This is a genomic window from Rhodococcus sp. WS1, from assembly GCF_003797745.1.
GTDB lineage: Bacteria > Actinomycetota > Actinomycetes > Mycobacteriales > Mycobacteriaceae > Rhodococcus_F > Rhodococcus_F erythropolis.
This window is the reverse complement of sequence record NZ_RKLZ01000001.1, coordinates 2,068,042-2,086,251: the sequence shown is the minus strand read 5'-3', so window position 1 is coordinate 2,086,251 and position 18,210 is coordinate 2,068,042. Positions and strand designations below refer to the sequence as shown.

Here is an 18,210-nt window from a genome sequence, read left to right as displayed (position 1 = left end):
AATCGGGGTATGCGATTGACCATGCAGCCGTAGAGGCTGGCATTCAGATCACCTACAAGGAGCCAGGTCATGGCCAACGCATTCAAAGGCGTCGTCAACCTCGATATTCGCGATTCGATTCCCGACTGGAGCCCGTACGAGCAGCCGAAGGCTGCCGCCGGCACGCCTAACATTCTCTACATCGTTCTCGACGACGTCGGATTCGGCGCCTTGGGTTGCTACGGGGGACCGATCGAGACGCCGAACATCGACCGCATCGCGGGCAACGGATTGCGGTACGGGCAGTGGCACACCACAGCGCTGTGCTCACCGACGCGATCGTGTCTGCTCACCGGCCGGAACCACACGACCAACGGAATGGCTTGCATCAGTGAGTGCGCGGTCGGGTTTCCCGGCGGGAACGGTCACATCCCTCCCGAATGTGCCACGCTCGCCGAGGTTCTGGTCGAGCAGGGGTTCAGTACCGCGATGGTCGGGAAATGGCACCTCTGCGCCGAAGACGAGATGAATCTTGCTTCCACGAAACGGAATTGGCCGGTCGGTCGCGGATTCGAGCGGTTCTACGGCTTTCTCGGTGCCGAGACCAATCAGTGGTATCCCGACCTCGTCCACGACAACCACCCCGTCGAACAGCCGTCGACGCCGGAAGAGGGGTATCACTTCAGCGTCGACATCACCGACAGAGCGCTCGAATACATCGGCGACGTGAAGTCGATAGCTCCGGACCGGCCTGTATTTCTCTACTACGCACCCGGGTGCGCACACGCTCCACATCACGCGCCCCGCGAATGGGCCGACCGCTACGCGGGCAGGTTCGACGCAGGGTACGAAGCCATGCGGGATGAGATTCTGGCGAGGCAGAAGGACATGGGACTTGTCCCGAACGACACGACTCTGCCCTCACTCAACCCGATAGGCACTCCTGACACCCGCACCGGACCTGACGGCGAACCGTTCCCGCCGCTGGATTTCACCCGCCCCTGGGACACCCTGTCCGCTGACGAGCAGCGACTGTTCTCACGGATGGCGGAGGTGTACGCGGGCTTCCTCTCGCACTGCGACGATCAGATCGGACGCCTGCTCGAATACCTCGAAGAAATCGAGCAGCTGGACAACACGATCATCGTGGTGGTTTCCGACAACGGTGCCAGCGGTGAGGGCGGACCCGACGGTTCAGTCAACGAGAACAAAATCGCGAACGGGGTACCCGACGACCTCGCCGAGAACCTGGCAAAGCTGGACGAGTTGGGCAGCACCGAGACGTACAACCACTATCCCAACGGGTGGGCGATGGCGTTCAACACGCCCTTCAAGATGTGGAAGCGGTACTCGTTCAACGGCGGAACCTGCGACCCCTGCATCATCTCGTGGCCGGAGGGCATCGACGCCCGAGGCGAGATTCGAGATCAGTACCACCATGCCATCGACGTCGTCCCGACTCTGCTCGACTGCGTCGGTGTCGACTTGCCCGACACGGTGAAGGGATACACCCAGCACCCGATCCAAGGCGTGAGCATGCGGTACAGCTTCGACGCCGGCAACATCCCCACCGCCAAGCACACCCAGTTCTATTCGATGCTCGGAGGACGAGGGATTTGGCATGACGGGTGGAAGGCCGTCACCACGCACCCGACTCTGAGCGGGTGGGGTCATTTCTCCGAAGACACCTGGGAGCTCTACCACACGGAGGTGGACCGAGCCGAGCTCCGGAACCTTTCCGGCGAAGAACCCGGCAGGCTCGCCGAGCTCGTGGGGTTGTGGTTCCACGAGGCCGGCGCCAATCAAGCTCTGCCACTGGATGATCGGTCAGGTGTCGAACTCCTCACCACACCTCGCCCCCAGCTGGCTCCGCCGCGCAACCGGTACGTCTACCGTCCAGGGGGAGCCGAGGTACCGGAAGCCGTCGCTGTCAACCTTCGTAATCGTTCATACTCGATCGGGGCAGTTGTCGACTTGGCCGAACCGGGTGCGGCCGGCGTGCTCTTCTCTCATGGTGGCAGGTTCGGTGGTCATTCGCTGTACGTCAAGGACAACCGACTGCATTACGTGTACAACTTCCTCGGCAGTGAACAGCAGAAGATCGATGCCACCGAAGACCTTCCCATCGGCGAAAATGTAATCTTGGCAGCAACTTTCGACAAGGAAGGTGAGGATCCGCCGGGCACTGCGCACGGGGTGCTCGGCCTCTACTACGGCGATCGTAAAGTCGGTGAGGGCAGAATCCGCACTCAGCCAGGCAAGTTCAGCATCGGCGGCGGCGAAGGGCTCAATGCTGGCCGTGACAGCGGGGAGCCTGTGACCGACGACTACCCGGGTACCTCACCATGGGCGTTTACCGGTGGAACGCTCAGCCGGGTGGCGATCGACGTCAGTGGGGAACCGTACGTCGACCTCGAACGCGAAGCAGTGGCGATGCTCTCGCGTGAATGACAGATCTGCGTGCGTCTAATCCGAGCTGGGTGGAAGGTATCTCACGGTGGGTACTCCGCCGGGACCGTCCAGGCGGACTTCGGCATCGACCTGGTAGACCTCGGCTATCAGGTCGGCGGTGAGGACCTCGGTCGGGCTTCCGTGGGCAACGATGGAGCCACGGTTCAGCATCACTATCGAATCGCAGAACATGGCGGCCAGATTCAGATCGTGCAATGCCATGATCGTGGTGGTGGGCAGGCGACGCACGAGCGCGAGCAATTCGAGTTGATGGTTGATGTCCAGGTGATTGGTCGGTTCGTCGAGCAGCAACTCGTGAGGTTCCTGAGCGAGGGCGCGCGCGATCTGCACGCGTTGGCGCTCCCCGCCGGACAGGGTGTGCCACGACCGGTCGAGCATCCCGGAGAGGTTGGTGTGTTCGATCGCCGCGCGGACGGCGTCGCGGTCGGAACCTGAATGCCCGCCCCACAATCCGCGGTGCGGGGTGCGTCCCAATTCGACGACCTCGGCTACCGTCAGGTCGATCTCCGTGTTGCTGTGCTGATCGACGGTGGCAATCCGACGCGCGACATCTCGGCGTTTCCAATCAGGCAACGGAGTTCGGTCCAGAGTCACCTCCCCGATTGTCGGACGGTTCTGCCCGGCAAGCAGTTTCAGCAGTGTCGATTTTCCCGAACCGTTGGGGCCGAGAAGCCCCACCGTACTTCCGACGGTGGGGGACACGTCGAGGGCGTCGACTATGAGCGCCCCGCCGACCCGCCAGCTGACGCCGGCCGCTTCGAGTGTCATGGCCTGGCCTTTCGTCTCCAGAGGATGACGGCAAACGCAGGCACGCCGACCAACGCGGTTACCACACCGGCCGGGAGTTCCTGCGGCGCAATGGCTGTACGTGCCACAGCGTCGACCCAGACCAGGAAGATCGAGCCGATCAGTGCGGACGCGGGCAGCAGTCGCCGATGGCTCGGACCGACGAGAGCCCGTGCCGCATGCGGGAGGACGAGGCCCACAAAGCCAATGGCGCCTGCGACGCTCACGATCACCGCCGTCATCAAAGCTGTTGCCAACAACAGGGTCACGCGCACTCGCCACACGTTCACCCCCAGCGACGACGCCGCGTCCTCGCCGAAGGCAAAGGCGTCGAGTGCGCGGGAGTGAGTCAGACAGACCACGAGGCCGACGGCGACCACCGCAGCGCAGAGCGCGACGTCGAGCCAGTCGGCGCCGCCGAGTGAGCCCAGGAGCCAGAACATCACGCCGCGAGTCTGCTCGGGATCGGCCGAGGTGATCACGATGAACGAGGTGAGCGCCGAGAACAGTTGGGTCGCGGCGACTCCGGCCAGGATCACCCGATCCGGCGTGCCGCCGGCCGCATGGGCGAGCAGCAACACAAGGGCGAAGGAGATCACCGCGCCGATGAAGGCGCCGCTCGACAAGCCGATCACCCCCGACCCGACTCCGAGGATCACGATCAGTACGGCACCGGTCGAGGCGCCGGACGAGATACCGAGGACAAATGGATCAGCCAGTGGATTGCGAAGCAGAGACTGCATGATCGCCCCGCACAGCCCGAGGCCCGCACCGCAGAGCGCGGCGAGCAGAGTACGGGGCAGACGAAGATCCCACACGATGCCGTCGCGGATAGGGGTGACGTCCGCCGCGGTACCGCCGAGATGGCCGACGACGATCGAGGCCACCTCACCGACCGACAGACCGGCCGGCCCCAACGTGATCGCCACGGCGGCCGACCCGGCCAGCGTGACAACACCGATCACCCACAGCAGGGTGACGGTCGTCGGGTTGTCACGCAGGCGAACTCTTGTCGTCATCTCACGCCGTAGACCACGTAGTCGTCGAACAGTTGCCAGACCGTTCCCGACTCTCGAAAACCTGCTTGCGCGAGCGCCGCCAACTGGAAGTCGACGGCAGTGGGCGCGGTAGCGTCGCGTCCGGCGAATCTGCGCTCACGCTCGTCGGTCAGTGGTCCGATGCCGGGAGTTGCCCGCAACTCCTCCCACCAGCTGTCCCACGCGGGAGCGCCGGCAGCAAAGGCGGAGCGTTGCGTCTGCTCGTCGTGAGCCTTCGCCCATCGACCGATGACGGGGGAGCGGCTGTCGAAGCGGAAGTGATCACCGTTGAGCAGGACTCCGTCAGGGCTCAGCAGTTCGCGGCACTGCCGGTACACCTCGACGAGCTGTTGCGGTTGTAACCAGTGCAGCGCGGTTGTCGACACTATCGCCTGCACCGGTGCAGTCACCGAAGTCGGCCAATCGGTGCTCAGCAGGTCTGCGTCGACCAGCTGCAGTCGGTCACCGAAACGAGTCGACGACTGACGGGCGACTTCCAGCAGCATCGGGTCGTAATCGATCCCCACAACGCTCGCGTGCTTGAACTTCTCGAGGATCCGGGCGCTCAGTGAGCCCGGTCCGCAGGCCAGGTCGACAACCGTGAACGGGGTGTGCGCGTACTGCAATTCGAGAACGTCGAGAATCGCGTCGAATCGCTTTTCGCGGTCGGCGATGTATGCCGCCTGCTGGTCGTCCCACTGACGCACCAGTTCACTGATCTCCGCGGACATCTAGACCACACCCAACTGGCGCAGCCCGTCGGAGAGCTGTTCGATGCCACCGACATTGCGGATCGAGGGATCCATCGTCGTTCCCTCGAGGATGATGTAACGCTTGTTCTTCACTGCGGTGAGCTTGCTGGCGACCGGGTCCGATTCGAGGAACGCGATCTTGTCTGCGGCACTGTCGCCGTCTCCGCCGCGGTCGAGATCTGCGAGCACCAGCACGGTCGGGTCTCGATCGAGCACACTCTCCCAACCGATTTCGGGCCAGTACTGTTTGTTGTCGTCGAAGGCGTTCTTCGCGCCCACCGCGTCGGTCATGATTCCCGGTGCACCGCAGCACCCGGCGAAGTACGGAGTCTTCGTGGCTGCGTACCACCACGCCAGCGTCACGTTTTCGGCTCCCAGCGACGCCGTGGCGGTGGCCGCGCGATCCTTCAAACTCTCGGTCAGCTCGACACCTTTGTCCTTGACGTCGAACAGTGTTGCCACGTCGCCGATTTCGGCGTACAAGTCGTCGAGTGTGAGGGCCTTGCTCTGCTCGGCATCCTGACCGGTGCACTCGCTGGGCGACTGGTACGTCGCGACCCCGAGGTCGGTGAACTTGGTCCGGTCGGCGATGCCTTCCGAGGTGAACGTGTAATTGAAGGTCGTGTAGACCATGTCCGGTTCGCGTTCGAGGACACTCTCGAAGGACGGGAACTCGGTGTCGAAAGCTTGAACCTGACTGCGTGCCTCACGTAATTCGGGGAGTACGTCGTCGTCGCTCATGGCGTAGCCGGCCATCCGGTCCTGCACTCCCAGTGCGAACAGCATTTCGGCCGCAGGCTGATTTACCGCGATCGCCCGTTCGATCGGTCGCTCCACCGTGACGTCTCGGCCACAGTTCTGGACTGTCACGCGCGATTGTTCGGAAGAGTTGGATTGTCGGGCAGCACTGTCGTCGGAGGAGCAGGCAACCAACGACGCGCTCAACAAGGCCGCGACGGCAGCGGCGGGTAGGCGAAGTCTGGACAGACGCATGGAATCTCGTTCTCGCAGGGGCTCGTTCGCGGAGCCCGTTACCGTGTGAACAGGCGCCTGTTGACCCCTGCTGCCAGCCGGTATTCGGACTCGAGATCGCCCCACCCGAGCGCCTTCCCAGATTTTCATCCAGTGGCGTAAGCCCGGGCGGTCACCCTCACCGCTGCGCGTCAGTTCCGGATTCACACCGGATTCCCTGACCCCCTGTGTGGAGGTCCGCTGGCACAGAGGAACTTATCACCGCAGTGCACGGCCGGTCAGGTCGGCCGGTGTACGCGATCAGATCTCGATGGCCAGGTCGTCGATGTCGGTGAGGGTTCCACCGCCGGCGAGGATGCGCTCGTAGTTCTCGCGCCGACGGAGGTCGATTTCGGTGTTGCTGATGCCGCGCTTCCAGTATCCGAATATCGCGACGTCGTCTTTGTCGAGTCCGACGGTCGACCGAAAGTGCTTACGGATTGCGCGCATCTCGTTGCGTTCACCGGCTCCCCACACGACGTAGCTCGCGGGATCGGCGAGCTCGCGTGCTCGTACCGCCAGTGGGCCGTCGGGCTCGGCGAGATCTGCGCTCACGCGGTGAAGCTCCAGGCCGGGGGGGCGGGCAGTTCGGCGAAAGCGACCTCGTCATCTGTTGTGAACCAGCCGATTCCGGCCACGCCGGTGGGTAGCTGCTCGATGATCGAGTACAGCGCAGGTATTGCGGTGCCGTCCAGAAAAAGTGCGATCCGTCGACCGGGAACGTCGGGGACCAAGAAGTGTGGTCGCGGACCGGTGAGACCGAAGGTGTCACCGATGGCCAACGCCGCTGCCCACCTCATCATCGGGCTGGTCTGTCCGTGCAGGACCACGTCGATGACGATCGATCCGGTGGCGGAATCGTAGGAACGCACCGTGTACACACGCGAAGCGTCGTCGAAATTGGGCCCGAGATTCATACGTACGGTGACGTTCGGGCGTGACCAGGTCGGATCGTCGGTCGACTCCGTCAAACGAGCCGTGATCCGCAGCAGGTGGTCGCTCGGTCGCTCCATTGCTTCGACGACGGCGAGAACGTCGATGAGTCCGCGATTGTGGTCAGCGGTTCGTAGGACGCTCGCCCGGGGAGTTGTTGTGCTCGTGGCGTCTGCATGTGTCATCGACTGTGCTCCTGGATCGGGTTTTCGAGATGCCATCAGGTTAGTGCTGCCTAAGTCGGCACAGTTGTCCAGAAGTGACATCTGATTACCTGAATCAAACCTGCGTCGCGAACAACGCGTTTGAGCGACTTGTACTCGCGCTGCTACGGTGCCTGTGATGTCCATACGCCGCTGTACTCTCGATTCCGGCCGTGCACTGCGCACGGCCCGATTCGGCGTAGCGACATTCCGCCGGGGGCGTAAGGCGATCGACCGCCGCCCCTCTGGTCTTGTCTGGATCGAAAGAGCCTTGGCCGCACCGGCCGGATCCGTCTGACATTCGCCACTTCGGCGAGCATTACCTCGCTGAGATTTCGCAGTGCCACACCTGTTGCAGTGCTGCGTATTTCCCGTACCTGAAGTTTCTCGCGGGTGAGTTGTGAGTGTCGGCGCAGCCGAGCCCGGATTACCAGCCAACTCGTTTTCGTGAAAGGTACACAGCAATGAATCGTTTCGAAGGTCGTCGTATTCTCGTCACCGGCGCAGGATCTGGAATCGGGCAGGCCACCGCGCTGCGGTTGCTCGCCGAAGGTGGCCGCGTGGTCGCTGCCGACATCTCCGAGAAGGGTCTGGCAGACACCCGGAAGTCGGCTGAACATGCCTCGACGGAGGGTCGTCTCGACACCGTCGTCGTCGATATCGGTGACGAGAGTTCCGTCATCACGGTTGTGGGTCAGGCAATTTCGGCTCTCGGGGGATTGGACGTACTGGTCAACGCCGCCGGGATATTGCGAGGCGGGCACACCCACGAGACCTCACTGGACTTGTGGAATCAGGTGATCTCCGTGAACTTGACCGGCACCTTCCTCGTCACTCGTCAGGCACTGCCAGCTCTCCTGTCCACCGGCAACGCAGTGGTGGTGAATTTCAGCTCCACCTCCGCAGCCTTCGCCCACCCGTACATGGCCGCATATGCGGCGAGTAAGGGAGGAATCCAGTCCTTCACTCACGCACTGGCTCTCGAATACGGCAAGCAGGGTCTGCGCGCCGTCGCGGTAGCTCCGGGCAGTGTGAAGAGCGGGATCACCGACACCACGGCGTCGTACCTGCCGGAAGACACCGACTGGTCGCTCTTCGGCAAGCTGTCGCCAATTCTGAGCACTGATCTGGAGTCCGGTGGTGCTCCCATGGCCGGGCCGGAAAGTGTTGCGGGAGTTATCGCGATGCTGGCATCCGACGATGGTGCCTTCATCACCGGCACGGAGATCCGTGTCGACGGCGGCACGCACGCCTGATTCTGTGTCCGTCTGACGGCCTGGCCTGGGGCAGGCCGTCGGACGTGAGCCGTCATTCTCGCGAGCGAGTGATAGCGGGGACGACGTAGGACTGATCGAGTACGGCGGGCGAAGGTTCGTACATTCTCAGGACCGGTCGGAAGTCTCCGCGCGGGCAGGGGAGCCAGTTCGCCTTCGCCGTGGCATCTTTCGGCTCCTCGTGACTGATTGTGATCGTCAACGCACCGTCGGCGTCGTGGACGATGCCGGGAGTGCGGTCGCCGATCGAGTATCGGTCGATGGGGTTCGCCACGAGGAAGAAGTCCGGCACCGAGTACATCGTCAGCGACCAGAAGGCGCTCACCGGCGGAGTGGGGTCGAGTCTGATCGTGTAGGTGCGGTTTCCGTTCAATTGCGTTCCCTGATCGTCGACGTAGGTCATGATGTACGCCGCTTCGTAGGGGTGGTTGCCCCACAGCCCGCCCTTGGCCGCCGCCGCTCGTTCGATGATTCGCAACCTGGGATCGGCGATCTTGAATTGTGGATCGTCGATTGCGCCGACCTCGAAGTAGTCGAGGTTGTAGTCGAAGGCGTGGAAAGTCAGCTTCCAGCCGTTGGCCTCGGGGCTGGAGCCGTGCGTGAGTGCTTCGTGCAGATTCTTCTCTCCGGCGGTCAACCCGTCTGCGAGCGCCGCAGCGTCGTCGGCAGACAGCGATACATAGGGAGAGGCCCCGTGCTCGGTGACTCCGATCGGTGAGAACGAATCCTGGAGTTCTCGATCGCGCGGGGCCGGCGGAAAGGCCTGCGACCAGATGCGGAGTTTCTCGAGGAAGAGGAGGTCCTGGCTGACCTCGGAGTCGGGGACCGGTAGACCGGCCGGAGCCCGGGCGGAGTCGACGACGGTCAGGGTGGTGGCGTCCTGCAAGGCGTGCACGGCGGGGAGGTCGTCGTCGCCGCCGCACGCCCACCGACCGACGATCGATGCAACGGTCGTGGGAAATCTGATCACTGTGGTCTGGGTGGTCGGGGTTCCGGTCCAGGTGGGTGGGACGAGAAGGAAGTCTCCGCTCTTGGTGCCGGTGGCACGGTGCCCGACGTAAGCGAAATTGTTTGTCCAGGCGTCGACGAACTGGAGGACGTAGTAACGGCCATCGGTATCGGGGACGTGCAGCGCAACGGGGCCGACAGAAAGGTCGATCTGCGCCATGGAATACACGGTGTCGTTGTTGATCGTGACAAAAGTATCTGCCGGGCCGGCGAGTGTGCGGGCGTGACTGAAGGTGTTGAAAGGTGCGGCGGGGTTCGCTCCGACACCGTCGTGAACGTACCGATGGACCTGGTCGAGATTGAAAACGAGGGGAAATCCGTAGATGTACGCCTGAGCTGCAAGCTCGGTGCGACTGGTGTCTGTCATCTCTGCCCTCTCGTAGTTCGTCGGTTCGACGTCCACCTTGCGGGAACCCTGCCGTCGAGACATCACCCGCCGAGGGTGACGACGGTAGAGGGAGAGGCCATGTCGGATCAGGAAACAGCGGTGCTGACTGCAACTGCAGACGAGTGGAACGTCGCGATGTGCTCGAACGACGCCGAACGGATCGGCGACTTCATGGCCGACGACTGGGTGATCGTCTCGGAATCCGGGATATCCACCAAGGCGGAGTTTCTGGGTTTCGTGGCCTCTGGCGACCTGACTCATTCGGCGATGGATCGCGTCGGGCGCGCTCGCGTGCGTTTCTTCGGTGACGTTGCGCTTTTCACCACGCGGATCACCAATACTGCGCACTACGACGGAAGGCAGTACGACGCCGAGGAGTGGACCACCGACGTGTTCGCCCGGCGAGACGGTCGTTGGCGCTGCGTGTTGAGCCACATCACGCCGGCCGTCGAGGCCAAGATCGAAGGCATCGAACCGTGAGGGATAAGAAAAAGAAAGGCCAATGTTTTAACGCCGACATTATTGGGTATTAATACGAGTTTCGTATTGATGATGTCGATTATCGGATTTCTTGATTGTGAAGTTTTTGTAGTAGCGTCAGTTGAGTAGATCATTTCTATACGCATACCGGATGAGGTTCTCACATGATTGTTCTCGGCATTATTCTGGCGTTGATCGGCTTTTTCACGGGGTTGAGCATTCTGACCACCGTCGGCATCATTTTGGTCGTCGTAGGTGCAGTTTTGTCCATCCTCGGTGCTACCGGGCGTGCAGTGGGCGGACGAAAAGTCTGGTATTGATCGATACTGCGCGAGTAGCTGAGAAGGCGGTACCTGATCTCTTCGGAGATCGAGTACCGCTTTTTCGTTCTCCAATTGATTTTCGGTGTCTCTACCCGAAATTATCGCTCTGAGCTGCGTCGGGTAAACATGAAGGATGCTTTCTCGAGATCATGCGGAAGAGAAACCTGTGGAGAGATTCAGGTTTCCTCGCAGATGGAATCAAGTTGACGAGTCACGCCGCGGTTTGGTGTTGGCGTGGGTGGCCTTCACACTGACGTTCGGTGGAGCACGTCTGGTGACCTGGTTGATCCAGATCGACACCAGGGACGTCGGCGACATCAGTGCCGGTGGGACGCACCTTCACCATTACCTGTGGGGAATTCTCCTGTTGGCCGGGGTGGCGATCTTCGGCCTCGTAGACCGAAGCCCTCGCGCACGAACATGGATGGGCATCGCGTTGGGTATTGCACTCGGGCTCATCGTCGACGAGGCCGCGTTGCTGATCACTCTCGACGACGTCTACTGGCAGAGCGACGGTTGGCCCAGTATCGCCATCGCAGTGTCGATCATCGGAGTTGTGGGAACCGGGCTGGCACTGACCCGAAGCGGAGCGGAGAGGCCTCGAGGTTGATCCGACTACGGCACGGGTACTCACTCCCGTGCCGGGAAGTCGCGCGGATCGTGAGGTGGCTTGAATGGATCCCAGTTCCGCAGACCGTTCACCGGACTCCGAAAGTGAAGTCCAAGCCGTAGATCCGATGGTGGAAGCGGAACGCGAAGCCGCAGCATTGGCGACGCCTGTCCGGCCGCTGGGTGAGCCCGGACCGAGATTCGACCGTCGGTCACCGTTCTTCATCGGTCTGAGCGCCGCGGCCGGAGTTGCCGTGACTTATGCGGTGATCGAAGTGCTGCTTGCGGCGCGAGGCATGCTGATCCTGATCGTGGTCGCGCTGTTTCTCGCGGTGGGCATCGAACCGATGATCGTCTGGCTGGAGCGGAGACATTTCCGGCGCTGGGTCGCAGTCACCGTGGTACTCCTCGGAATTGCAGTGATGTTGGCGCTGTTTCTCGTTGCTGCGATCACCCCGCTGGTCGAGCAGGGACGTCAGTTTGCATCACACGCTCCCGAACTCCTGACACACATTCGTGACCGGTACCCGATCGTCAACGACCTCGACGAGAAGTATCACCTCGAGCAGCACCTCACCACGCAACTGGATGGTTCGGGTTCTGCGCTCGCGACGGGTTTGCTCGGTGCGGGGCGGGCGGTGTTCAGCGCAGTCGCCGACGCCGGAATCGTTGCTGTACTGACGACGTACTTCTTGATCGACTATCCACGAATCCGCACGAATCTGTATCGGCTGGTGCCACATTCGCGGCGGCCCCGAGCAATCGCCATCGGTGATCAGATACTGGCAGGTGTGGGTGGGTACGTCCTCGGCAATGTTCTGATCTCCGTGATCACCGCAGTGTGCACCTTCGCGTGGTTGTTGATCTTCGACGTGCCGTACCCGTTGATCCTGGCGCTGCTGGTCGCTCTGCTCGATCTGATCCCGATAGTCGGTTCCACGATCGCAGGGGTTATCGTCGCCCTGGTCTCCCTGACAGTCTCTGTCCCAACGGCATTGGCGACAGTTGCATTCTTCATCGCGTTACGTCTGCTCGAGGACTACCTGCTCGTTCCGAAGATCATCGGGAAGACGGTAGCGGTCCCGGCGTTGGTGACCGTGGTCGCGGTCCTGTTGGGCGGAGCGTTGCTCGGTATTGTCGGTGCGTTGCTGGCGATTCCGGTCGCTGCGGCCTTGCTGTTGCTCGCAAGAGAAACGCTCTTCCCTCGCCTCGACGCTTCTTGACCGGTTTCTATCGGACGCTTCGCGCGCGACGCCGCGAACCAGGATTCGGCTTGGGGCACATCCGAGTCGGGATGGTTTCCCCTTCGTCGGTGATACGGAATACCGATACTTTCTCGCTACACCCGTGATTCAGATCGACCGCGTATGCGATGGCGGCGCGATCCGAGACGAAATCTTCCATCACCGTAGTACCGTCCGGTAGTTCGATTCTGTAGTTTTCCATGACTTACACAACCTTCTTTCGCTAAGACGATCCTACCCGGCCCGCGAAATGGCAAACCGTGGAACATAACGTGCGACAGTCAACTTCGCGCCGCGCCGGTGCAATGTTTCGACAGTTCGCCTGTGGGGTAGTGAGAGTCGGTCAGCCCGCTCAGGCGGTACGAATCGAACCATGGAGGATCCGCGCAATGAGCGCAGTATCGAAAGCGATGTACAAGCCACTCTCACTGGCGACGAGCGTCCTCGGCGGCATTTTGGCCGGTGCCGTCTTCCAGCAGGTGTGGAAGCGCATCGGTGACGACAAGAATGCGCCCGAGCCAAAAGATTTGAGCAGGTCGAGTAAGGAAGTCCTGATCGCCGCCGCCCTGCAGGGAGCCATCTTTGCTGTTGTGCGAGCCGCTGTGGATCGTGCGGGGGCAAAGGGCTACCAGGCCCTTGCTCACGAAGATCCCCGGTAGGAACGCCCGGTTCGGTTCGAGTTCAGTCGACGACGGCCGCGATTGCCTCGATCTCGACCAGTTGATCGTCGTAACCGAGAACGGTCACACCCATCAGAGTGCTTGGGGCGTCGTGATCACCGAACGCGTCGCGGACTACCTCCCACGCCGCAACGAGGTCGGCTTGATTGCTCGACGCCACCAGGACGCGGGTGTTGATCACGTCGGTGATGGACGCGCCCGCGTCCGAGAGAGCTGTTCTCAGGTTGTCGACGGCCTTGGCTGCCTGTCCTGCGTAGTCGCCGATGGCGGCAGTGGAGCCGTCCTCGTTCAACGGGCAGGATCCGGCCAGGAAGATCAGTCGAGCCTCGGCGGGAGCCGTTGCTGCATAGGCGTATTCAGCGACCGATGAGAGTGATGTGGAACGGATCAGAGTTACCGACTTCGACATATTTTCCCCAAGGAATAGTAAAGTTTTGCAGCGAGTCTTTCACAGCGCGCCAGGGGTTGCCAATTCATTGTCGGACCCATCCATCCACGCTACGGCTACGAATCACTGTCAATGAGCCGAGAAGAAGAGCACGCAGCATCTGTCGACGAATGGCTGACAACCAAACAGGTTGCCGCACTGTTCCATGTCGACAGGACCACGGTGTCCAGGTGGGCGAGGGAGGGCAAGGTCGGCACTCTGAGAACGCTTGGCGGACATCGGAGATACCGAAGATCGGAGATCGAGAAGTTGTTGCGCAACCGTTTGACGACGCTTGATCCGAACTAGCCTCCGACATGAAACAGACAGGTCGCCGAGCACGATGAGGGCTCGGCGACCTGTCTGGTCAGGATGAAGTAATTACGCCTTGGGGACGCGGATGATGAGTGCGTCGCCTTGTCCGCCGCCGCCGCAGAGTGCGGCTGCGCCGATACCGCCGCCGCGGCGTTGCAGTTCGAGGGCGAGGTGCAGGGCGATGCGGGCGCCGGACATGCCGAGGGGGTGTCCGACGGCGATGGCGCCGCCGTTGACGTTGACCTTGGCGGGGTCGAGGCCGAGTTCGCGGGTGGAGGCGATCCCGACGGCGGCGAACGCTTCGTTGATTTCGACGAGGTCGAGGTCGGTGGGGTCGATGCCTTCCTTCGCGCAGGCCTTGGCGATGGCGCGGGCGGGTTGGGACTGGAGGGTGGAGTCGGGTCCGGCGACGACGCCGTGGGCGCCGATTTCCGCGATCCAGGTCAGGCCGAGTTCTTCGGCTTTGGTTTTGCTCATCACGATCACGGCGGCGGCGCCGTCGGAGATCGGGGAGGCGGAGCCGGCGGTGATGGTGCCGTCCTTGCTGAACGCGGGACGCAGTTTGCCGAGGGATTCGGTGGTGGTGTCGGCGCGGATGCCTTCGTCCTGCGCGAAGACGATCGGGTCGCCCTTGCGTTGGGGGATGGAGACGGGGACTACTTCGTTGTCGAAGTAGCCGTCTTTCCAGGCGCGGGCCGCGTTCTGGTGTGAGGCGGCGGCGAAGGCGTCCTGCTCGGCGCGGGTGATGTGGGCGGTTTCTTGTTGGTTGACTTGTTCGGTGAGCAGGCCCATGGCCTGGTCGGTGAAGATGTCGTGGAGGCCGTCGTAGGCCATGTGGTCGCGGAGGGTGACGTCGCCGTATTTGAAGCCTTCGCGGCTTTTTTCGAGCATGTGGGGTGCGCGGGACATCGATTCCTGCCCGCCGGCGACGACGATGTCGAATTCGCCGGCGCGGATGAGTTGGTCGGCGAGGGCGATGGCGTCGATGCCGGAGAGGCACACTTTGTTGATGCTCAGGGCGGGGACGTTCATGGGGAGGCCGGCGGCGACGGCGGCTTGGCGGGCGGGCATCTGGCCGGCGCCGGCGGTGAGGACCTGTCCCATGATGACGTAGTCGACTTGTTCGGGGGCGACTCCGGACTTGTCGAGGGCGCCTTTGATGGCGATGCCGCCGAGGTCGGACCCGGAGAGGTCTTTCAACGATCCGAGGAGTCGACCCATCGGGGTACGAGCTCCCGCAACAATCACAGTGGTCGTGTCGGTCATGCCAGTTCAACTTTCAGTTCGGTGCCGGTCGCGGCGACAACGTCTTCGACGCTGACATCGGGGGCGAGTTCACGCAGGACGAGTGGGCCTTCGTCGCTCACATCGATGACGGCGAGGTTGGTGATGATCCGATTCACCACGCCCTGGCCGGTCAGGGGCAGGGTGCATGCGTCGACGATCTTGGGGTTGCCGTCGCGGTCGTTGTGCTCCATGACGACGATGACACGCCGGGCACCGTGGACGAGGTCCATTGCGCCGCCCATGCCCTTGACCATCTTGCCGGGGACCATCCAGTTTGCGAGGTCACCCGTCTTCGACACCTGCATGCCGCCGAGAACGGCGGTGTCGATGTGGCCGCCGCGGATCATCCCGAACGAGAGGGCCGAATCAAAATATGCCGCACCGGGATTGACGGTCACGGTCTCCTTGCCGGCGTTGATGAGGTCAGGATCGACGTTGTCCTCGGTGGGATACGGTCCGGTACCGAGAATTCCGTTCTCCGAGTGCAGGACCACACGAACGTCCGACCCCAGGTATCCGGGAATCAGTGTGGGAAGACCGATTCCGAGATTGACGTACTCGCCGTCGATCATCTCTGCAGCCGCCCGCGCTGCCATCTGCTGGCGCGTCCAACCCGTCACTGTCACTGGTGCGGTCATCGTGAGGTTCCTTCCGAAGCGCTGACGGTTCGCTTTTCGATTCGCTTGTTCTGAGGGCCGGTGTGCACAATTCTCTGTACGAAGACTCCGGGCAGGTGTACCGATGCCGGGTCGATTTCACCGGGCTCGACCAGACGTTCCACCTGAGCAATGGTGACCCGTCCCGCCATCGCGGCGAGCGGGTTGAAGTTCATCGCGGTCTTGTCGAACACGAGGTTGCCGTCGGTGTCACCGAGAACAGCGTGCACGAGTGCGTAGTCGGCGTTGATCGCCTCTTCCATCACGTAACGCTTGGTTCCGAAGACGCGAGTCTCCTTCGGAGGCGATGCAATAGCGATCGAGCCGTCGGCGTCGTAGCGCCAGGGCATTCCGCCGTCGGAGATGGGGCTACCCACTCCGGCCGGTGTGAAGAATGCGGGGATTCCGGTTCCGCCGGCGCGCAGACGCTCGGCGAGCGTGCCCTGCGGCGTCAGTTCCACTTCGAGTTCGCCGGCCAGATACTGCCGGGCGAACTCCTTGTTCTCACCGACGTACGACGCTGTCACCCGTCGGATACGTCCGGCGCTCAGCAAGATTCCGAGACCGTGATCGTCGACGCCGCAGTTGTTGGAGAACACCTCGAGGTCGGTTGCACTCGTTGCTGCGATCGCGTCGATCAATACGTCGGGGATGCCGCACAAACCGAATCCGCCGACGGCCAGCGTTGCTCCGTCGACGATGTCGGCGACCGCGTCCGCCGCGGACTCGTACACCTTTGCTGTCATGTTTTCTCCCTGCCAAGCGTTCATTGAGTAGACACTCACTCACTTCGCTATCCAGTGAACTATCTCCAGTTCACAGGTTCAAGGGATCTTGAATATCAACACAGAACTGATCGACTGCTGACCATCTGAAGAAAATTCGTTCACTGAATGGACGCTAGGATGAACTCATGCCTACTCACGAGCAGTCACCGGCCATGGTCGCGCGGGTGGCGGCACTTCTGCGAGCCCTCGGCGCCTCTGAGCCAACGGGCATTTCCACCACGGAATTGGGCAAGGTCACCGGCCTCGCTCGGCCCACCGCGCACCGACTGCTCACGTCTTTGGCTGCCGAAGGACTGGTCGACCGTGACGCACGAACCGGTCGGTGGTCTCTCGGCCCGGAGTTGTACCTCCTGGGCGCCGCGGCCGGAAATCGGTACGACATCACCGACCGCGCTCGCGACATCGTCGACGACCTCGCCCGGGTCACGGGGGAGAGTGCATTCCTCTCGGCACGTCGCGGCGACGAGACCGTCTGCATCTTGAGTCAGGAAGGCAGTTTTCCGCTGCGATCTCACGTGCTGCACGAGGGGAAGCGATTCCCGTTGGGGGTCGCGTCGGCGGGGCTTGCCATCTTGAGCCACCTGCCGACGCGGGACGTCGACGACTATTTCGCCCGAGTGAATCTGGAGTCGGAGTGGGGTGAGATCCACAGTGAGGTATCAATCCGCGAGCGAATCGAGTCGACGCGTGTCACCGGCTATGCCGTCAATCCAGCCCTCATCGTCGAGGGAAGCTGGGGGATGGGTGCCGCGGTGTTCGATCGCAACGGGCGCCCGGACTGGGCGCTGAGCCTGACCGGAGTGGAAACCCGCTTTCGGCCCACACGTCATGCCGAGTTGGGAACGCTACTTCTCCAGTACGCTCATACGCTGTCGAACCGACTGAAAACGCATGCAGTGATCTAACTTTCGGGTACCGGTTCGTGCGCAGTAGTAGTTTTTGCCTTCGTGCGTACGTGCGCCTTTTCGCCCTGCGGGCCGAACAGATGCAAGATCTCCACGACCTGTTCATCGGCGGGCCCGAACCAATGGGGCTCGGCGGTGTCGAATTCCGCGACTTCACCGGGGTGCAGGACAACCTCGTTCGTACCCAGAATGAGACGCAGATCCCCAGCGAGCACGTAGAGCCATTCGTAGCCGGCGTGGGTGACGAGCTTCGGTGGACGTGGACCGATCACCTGTTTGAACACCTGCACCCGGCCCGGATAGCGCGTCAACGGAACGACGGCACTGCCGTTCTTGCGTCGGCTCGGGGTGAGATGGACCCGAGGATCGCCCGTGGCGGGAGCGCCGACGAGTTGGTCCAGCGCGACCCGGTGAGCACGCGCGAGCGGTAACAGCAGATCGAGGGTGGGACGACGCTTACCCGATTCGAGTCGCGACAGTGCGCTGACGGAGATGCCGGTGGCGTCGGACAGGGCCTCGAGGGTCAAATCGCGATCCCGACGAAGCGTTCGCAGTCTCGGCCCGATATCGGTAAGCAACTGCTCGAGTTCGGCGTCCATGCGCTCATCTTTGCAGTTTCTGCAAATTTCTTACCGGCTTCGCGGGCCGGGTTG

Annotated in this window: 22 protein-coding genes and 1 riboswitch; of the genes, 9 read left to right on the top strand and 13 right to left on the bottom strand. The window is 62.3% G+C overall.

Annotation, left to right across the window (positions count from 1 at the left end; genetic code table 11):
- Positions 1-69 precede the first annotated feature (69 nt).
- Positions 70-2,430, top strand: coding sequence for an arylsulfatase (locus EEB12_RS09660; protein WP_141487691.1), 2,361 nt, complete (start codon positions 70-72; stop codon positions 2,428-2,430).
- Positions 2,431-2,445: 15 nt separating this feature from the next.
- Here the strand turns inward: EEB12_RS09660 and EEB12_RS09655 are convergent, their stop codons facing one another.
- The 6 genes from EEB12_RS09655 to EEB12_RS09635 all read right to left on the bottom strand — a co-directional run bounded on the left by EEB12_RS09655 (position 2,446) and on the right by EEB12_RS09635 (position 7,155).
- A complete protein-coding gene (locus tag EEB12_RS09655) occupies positions 2,446-3,219 on the bottom strand; it encodes an ABC transporter ATP-binding protein (protein WP_019747215.1) in 774 nt (257 codons plus the stop codon).
- The gene (locus tag EEB12_RS09650) at positions 3,216-4,256 is read right to left on the bottom strand and encodes a FecCD family ABC transporter permease (protein ID WP_020906481.1); all 1,041 of its coding nucleotides are present in this window, start codon (positions 4,254-4,256) and stop codon (positions 3,216-3,218) included. The genes EEB12_RS09655 and EEB12_RS09650 overlap by 4 nt, the downstream gene beginning before the upstream one ends.
- Complete coding sequence (locus EEB12_RS09645) at positions 4,253-5,005, bottom strand: class I SAM-dependent methyltransferase (protein ID WP_029254629.1); 753 nt, start codon at positions 5,003-5,005, stop codon at positions 4,253-4,255. The genes EEB12_RS09650 and EEB12_RS09645 overlap by 4 nt, the downstream gene beginning before the upstream one ends.
- Positions 5,006-6,019: an ABC transporter substrate-binding protein gene (locus tag EEB12_RS09640; protein ID WP_141487690.1), complete on the bottom strand. Its 1,014-nt coding sequence runs from the start codon at positions 6,017-6,019 to the stop codon at positions 5,006-5,008.
- 57 nt (positions 6,020-6,076) lie between these two features.
- Positions 6,077-6,258: riboswitch (cobalamin riboswitch) on the bottom strand.
- A 40-nt stretch (positions 6,259-6,298) separates the two neighbouring features.
- A complete protein-coding gene (locus EEB12_RS30800; RefSeq protein ID WP_258537469.1) occupies positions 6,299-6,592 on the bottom strand; it encodes a siderophore-interacting protein in 294 nt (97 codons plus the stop codon).
- Positions 6,589-7,155 carry a siderophore-interacting protein gene (locus EEB12_RS09635; RefSeq protein ID WP_258537468.1) on the bottom strand — a complete coding sequence of 189 codons (567 nt, stop codon included), beginning with the start codon at positions 7,153-7,155 and terminating at the stop codon, positions 6,589-6,591. Before EEB12_RS09635 ends, EEB12_RS30800 begins: the two co-directional genes overlap by 4 nt.
- Positions 7,156-7,637: 482 nt before the next feature.
- On the opposite strand from EEB12_RS09635, the gene EEB12_RS09630 reads away from it, so the two are divergent.
- Positions 7,638-8,429, top strand: coding sequence for an SDR family NAD(P)-dependent oxidoreductase (locus tag EEB12_RS09630; RefSeq protein WP_029254632.1), 792 nt, complete (start codon positions 7,638-7,640; stop codon positions 8,427-8,429).
- Positions 8,430-8,481: 52 nt separating this feature from the next.
- On the opposite strand, the gene EEB12_RS09625 is transcribed toward EEB12_RS09630, so the two are convergent.
- Complete coding sequence (locus EEB12_RS09625) at positions 8,482-9,822, bottom strand: DUF1254 domain-containing protein (protein WP_141487689.1); 1,341 nt, start codon at positions 9,820-9,822, stop codon at positions 8,482-8,484.
- A 99-nt stretch (positions 9,823-9,921) separates the two neighbouring features.
- On the opposite strand from EEB12_RS09625, the gene EEB12_RS09620 reads away from it, so the two are divergent.
- From EEB12_RS09620 to EEB12_RS09610, 4 genes are all read left to right on the top strand, one after another.
- Positions 9,922-10,323, top strand: a complete 402-nt coding sequence (locus EEB12_RS09620) for a nuclear transport factor 2 family protein (RefSeq protein ID WP_141487688.1) — start codon at positions 9,922-9,924, stop codon at positions 10,321-10,323.
- A gap of 164 nt (positions 10,324-10,487) precedes the next feature.
- Positions 10,488-10,643 (top strand): DUF6131 family protein, encoded by a 156-nt coding sequence (locus tag EEB12_RS30450; protein ID WP_003945564.1) that lies wholly within the window; start codon positions 10,488-10,490, stop codon positions 10,641-10,643.
- 136 nt (positions 10,644-10,779) lie between these two features.
- Positions 10,780-11,256, top strand: a complete 477-nt coding sequence (locus tag EEB12_RS09615) for a hypothetical protein (protein WP_019747223.1) — start codon at positions 10,780-10,782, stop codon at positions 11,254-11,256.
- A gap of 64 nt (positions 11,257-11,320) precedes the next feature.
- On the top strand, positions 11,321-12,478 hold the full coding sequence (locus EEB12_RS09610) for an AI-2E family transporter (RefSeq protein WP_141487687.1): 1,158 nt from the start codon (positions 11,321-11,323) through the stop codon (positions 12,476-12,478).
- 7 nt (positions 12,479-12,485) lie between these two features.
- Here EEB12_RS09610 and EEB12_RS09605 read toward each other — a convergent pair whose 3' ends face one another.
- Positions 12,486-12,701, bottom strand: coding sequence for a hypothetical protein (locus EEB12_RS09605; RefSeq protein WP_019747225.1), 216 nt, complete (start codon positions 12,699-12,701; stop codon positions 12,486-12,488).
- Positions 12,702-12,888: 187 nt separating this feature from the next.
- Between EEB12_RS09605 and EEB12_RS09600 the strand changes: the two genes are divergently transcribed.
- On the top strand, positions 12,889-13,158 hold the full coding sequence (locus tag EEB12_RS09600; protein ID WP_007734706.1) for a DUF4235 domain-containing protein: 270 nt from the start codon (positions 12,889-12,891) through the stop codon (positions 13,156-13,158).
- A 22-nt stretch (positions 13,159-13,180) separates the two neighbouring features.
- Here EEB12_RS09600 and EEB12_RS09595 read toward each other — a convergent pair whose 3' ends face one another.
- Positions 13,181-13,588 (bottom strand): RidA family protein, encoded by a 408-nt coding sequence (locus tag EEB12_RS09595; RefSeq protein ID WP_019747226.1) that lies wholly within the window; start codon positions 13,586-13,588, stop codon positions 13,181-13,183.
- Positions 13,589-13,699: 111 nt separating this feature from the next.
- On the opposite strand from EEB12_RS09595, the gene EEB12_RS09590 reads away from it, so the two are divergent.
- Complete coding sequence (locus EEB12_RS09590) at positions 13,700-13,915, top strand: BldC family transcriptional regulator (protein ID WP_021333209.1); 216 nt, start codon at positions 13,700-13,702, stop codon at positions 13,913-13,915.
- Positions 13,916-13,987: 72 nt separating this feature from the next.
- Here the strand turns inward: EEB12_RS09590 and EEB12_RS09585 are convergent, their stop codons facing one another.
- From EEB12_RS09585 to EEB12_RS09575, 3 genes are read right to left on the bottom strand one after another with little or no spacing between them, the layout of a single operon-like run.
- Positions 13,988-15,187, bottom strand: coding sequence for an acetyl-CoA C-acetyltransferase (locus EEB12_RS09585; protein WP_141487686.1), 1,200 nt, complete (start codon positions 15,185-15,187; stop codon positions 13,988-13,990).
- Positions 15,184-15,846 carry a 3-oxoacid CoA-transferase subunit B gene (locus tag EEB12_RS09580; protein ID WP_020906493.1) on the bottom strand — a complete coding sequence of 221 codons (663 nt, stop codon included), beginning with the start codon at positions 15,844-15,846 and terminating at the stop codon, positions 15,184-15,186. The genes EEB12_RS09585 and EEB12_RS09580 overlap by 4 nt, the downstream gene beginning before the upstream one ends.
- Positions 15,843-16,610, bottom strand: a complete 768-nt coding sequence (locus EEB12_RS09575) for a CoA transferase subunit A (RefSeq protein ID WP_153211317.1) — start codon at positions 16,608-16,610, stop codon at positions 15,843-15,845. The genes EEB12_RS09580 and EEB12_RS09575 overlap by 4 nt, the downstream gene beginning before the upstream one ends.
- Positions 16,611-16,777: 167 nt before the next feature.
- On the opposite strand from EEB12_RS09575, the gene EEB12_RS09570 reads away from it, so the two are divergent.
- Positions 16,778-17,557, top strand: a complete 780-nt coding sequence (locus EEB12_RS09570) for an IclR family transcriptional regulator (protein ID WP_141487685.1) — start codon at positions 16,778-16,780, stop codon at positions 17,555-17,557.
- Here the strand turns inward: EEB12_RS09570 and EEB12_RS09565 are convergent.
- The gene (locus EEB12_RS09565; RefSeq protein ID WP_019747537.1) at positions 17,554-18,156 is read right to left on the bottom strand and encodes a helix-turn-helix domain-containing protein; all 603 of its coding nucleotides are present in this window, start codon (positions 18,154-18,156) and stop codon (positions 17,554-17,556) included. The two genes, EEB12_RS09570 and EEB12_RS09565, sit on opposite strands and share 4 nt — an antisense overlap.
- Positions 18,157-18,210: the final 54 nt, after the last annotated feature.